This is a genomic window from Streptococcus sp. GMD4S, assembly GCF_000296955.1.
This window is the reverse complement of sequence record NZ_AJRE01000177.1, coordinates 1-2,039: the sequence shown is the minus strand read 5'-3', so window position 1 is coordinate 2,039 and position 2,039 is coordinate 1. Positions and strand designations below refer to the sequence as shown.

Genomic DNA, 2,039 nt, shown 5'->3' with positions numbered 1-2,039 from the left:
TGGAGGTTGACATGACTGTTGTGAATCTCGAAGAGATGAAAAAAGCAATGCCAAATGAAGTTTCTGGCTCTGGAAGCCGTGTAAGTTTTCTAAAAACTAGAAAAATGCTTAAAGAGGCTGGATATATTGAACAAACCAACTAATGAGTCGTGCTCATACAAAAAATTCTTGGTCGATGACCAAGAATTTTTTTTTATTCCATCTCAAAAACATCACTCTCTTGTTTGTTTGGTAGAAACAATGAAAGCAAGATTCCGATAATAGCTGGCACTAGCCATGGAAGAGAGGCTGACGCAAACGGAAGGGCATTAATCAGATTTTCTAGAAACTCAATCTTAAAGGAACTTCCAAGGACGCTTGCAAGAGCAATAGCTGTAACAAGCCCAATAGTTAACTGCATGCCCGGTTTTGATAGGGCGACAAACTTATTCACAATCACGATCATCACAATGGCGATGGTGATTGGGTACAAGATTACCAGTACTGGCACTGAGTACTTAATGATTGCATCCAAACCGAGGTTTGCAATAGCAAATCCAATCAAGGTAAAGGCAGTGGCATAGACCTTGTAGCTGATTTGTGGGAAACGTTCGTTAAAGAACTCTGCTGTCGACACAATCAAGCCAACTGTCGTTGTGAAGCAGGTTACAGTTACCATAACAGCAAGGAAGAGTTGAGCTGTTGATCCAAAGATTTCCTGAGTTGCTTGCGACAAGATATAAACACCTGGTGTTCCACCCTTCATCGCTTCGGCTGGTACTGGGAAGTGATTTCCAAGGAATCCTAAACCGATATAAAGAGCGCTAAAGGCAAGAGCTACAACGATACCAACCACCCAAATAGTTGAAATATACTCTTTCTTACTGGAGAATCCAAGTTGTTTCAAGGTTTGAACTGCAATCACACTGAAGGCAACTGAAGCAAGGGCATCTAAGGTATTATAACCTTCTAGGAATCCTGTCCCGAAAGCAGAAGATTGATAGGCCGCTGAAGCTACTTGAGGGCTTGTTCCACCATATTTGAAGGCACCTAGTACAACCAAGATAACGATCAACAAGGCAAAGACTGGCGTTAAGATGCGTCCGATTCGATCCAAGATTTTTGATGGATTGAGCGAGATTAAATAAGCCGCTGCAAAGTAAAGCACGGTAAAGACAATCAATCCTAGACCTTTGTTTGCTTCGGATAAGAGGGGGCTAATCCCAACTTCGTAAGCTGTTGTTGCTGTACGCGGAATGGCAAAGAAGGGGCCAATTGATAGATAGAGGACTGCAAGATAAAGCGTCGCAAACCAAGGTGAGATTTTCTTAGAAATCTCGTGAATGTATCCTTTCGGGTTTAGCGTTCCAATAATAAGTGTCAAGACGGCAATACCGACACCTGAAAAGACAAAACCTGCGATGGCAGGAAGAAACTGTTCTCCAGATAGGGCACCTAGAGAAGGCGGAAAGATCAAGTTCCCCGCACCAAAAAATATTCCAAACAGGAGCAAGCCTGTTAGGGCACCTTTTTTAGCCATAAAAATCTCCTTCATATTTCAGTCCACAATTAAACCCCGTTTAGGGAAGCGAGGAAAGCGTGATAAAAGAACACTATCCACCGAATAGCTAAACACCTCTCTATTTTGGATGATTTTGATATCTGTCGAAAAGAGCTGATTGATTCGCTCTCCTGGTTTTAATAATTGTTCTTCTTTCATACTTTTATTATAACAAATGATGTTAATATTACAAACGATTTAAATAATCGTATTTATGGCTTCTTCTTTAAATACTCTAGTGCCTCACGCGTCCAAACAGGCATCATTCGCCCAAGTGGTGCAAAACCGTGCTTGATCCGATCATTTGAAAAACGTCTCCGTCTTGGCAATTGATGTTTTTCCTCTTCCAAGGTACGGATAGAAAGACTAGCCTTCCCAGTGTATTCGTCAAAATCCACCACCTGAACTTGGACTTCATCGCCAATTTTTAAAATGTCATAGATATTTTCAATAAATCCCGTCCGAATCTCCGAGATGTGAATCAGCCCTGTCACCCCTG

General features: G+C 41.6%; 2 protein-coding genes and 2 pseudogenes. 1 reads left to right on the top strand and 3 read right to left on the bottom strand.

Annotated features, from left to right (window positions below):
• Nucleotides 1-143, top strand: a pseudogene (locus tag GMD4S_RS13985) (DUF1307 domain-containing protein); the annotation flags it as partial.
• 50 nt (nucleotides 144-193) lie between these two features.
• On the opposite strand, the gene brnQ reads toward GMD4S_RS13985, so the two are convergent.
• The 3 genes and pseudogenes from brnQ to GMD4S_RS08335 form a co-directional block, all read right to left on the bottom strand.
• The gene (gene brnQ, locus GMD4S_RS08340) at nucleotides 194-1,519 is read right to left on the bottom strand and encodes a branched-chain amino acid transport system II carrier protein (RefSeq protein ID WP_001074595.1); all 1,326 of its coding nucleotides are present in this window, start codon (nucleotides 1,517-1,519) and stop codon (nucleotides 194-196) included.
• Nucleotides 1,520-1,540: 21 nt separating this feature from the next.
• Nucleotides 1,541-1,699 (bottom strand): annotated as a pseudogene (locus GMD4S_RS12955) (SAM-dependent methyltransferase); the annotation flags it as partial.
• Nucleotides 1,700-1,752: 53 nt separating this feature from the next.
• Nucleotides 1,753-2,039, bottom strand: a 287-nt coding sequence (locus tag GMD4S_RS08335; protein ID WP_000485655.1) for a S1 RNA-binding domain-containing protein, incomplete at its 5' end; no start/stop codon positions are given.

Bases quoted from the DNA above. Each gene is read 5' to 3' on its own strand.
- brnQ (WP_001074595.1), bottom strand. From the start codon at position 1,519: ATGGCTAAAAAAGGTGCCCTAACAGGCTTGCTCCTGTTTGGAATATTT.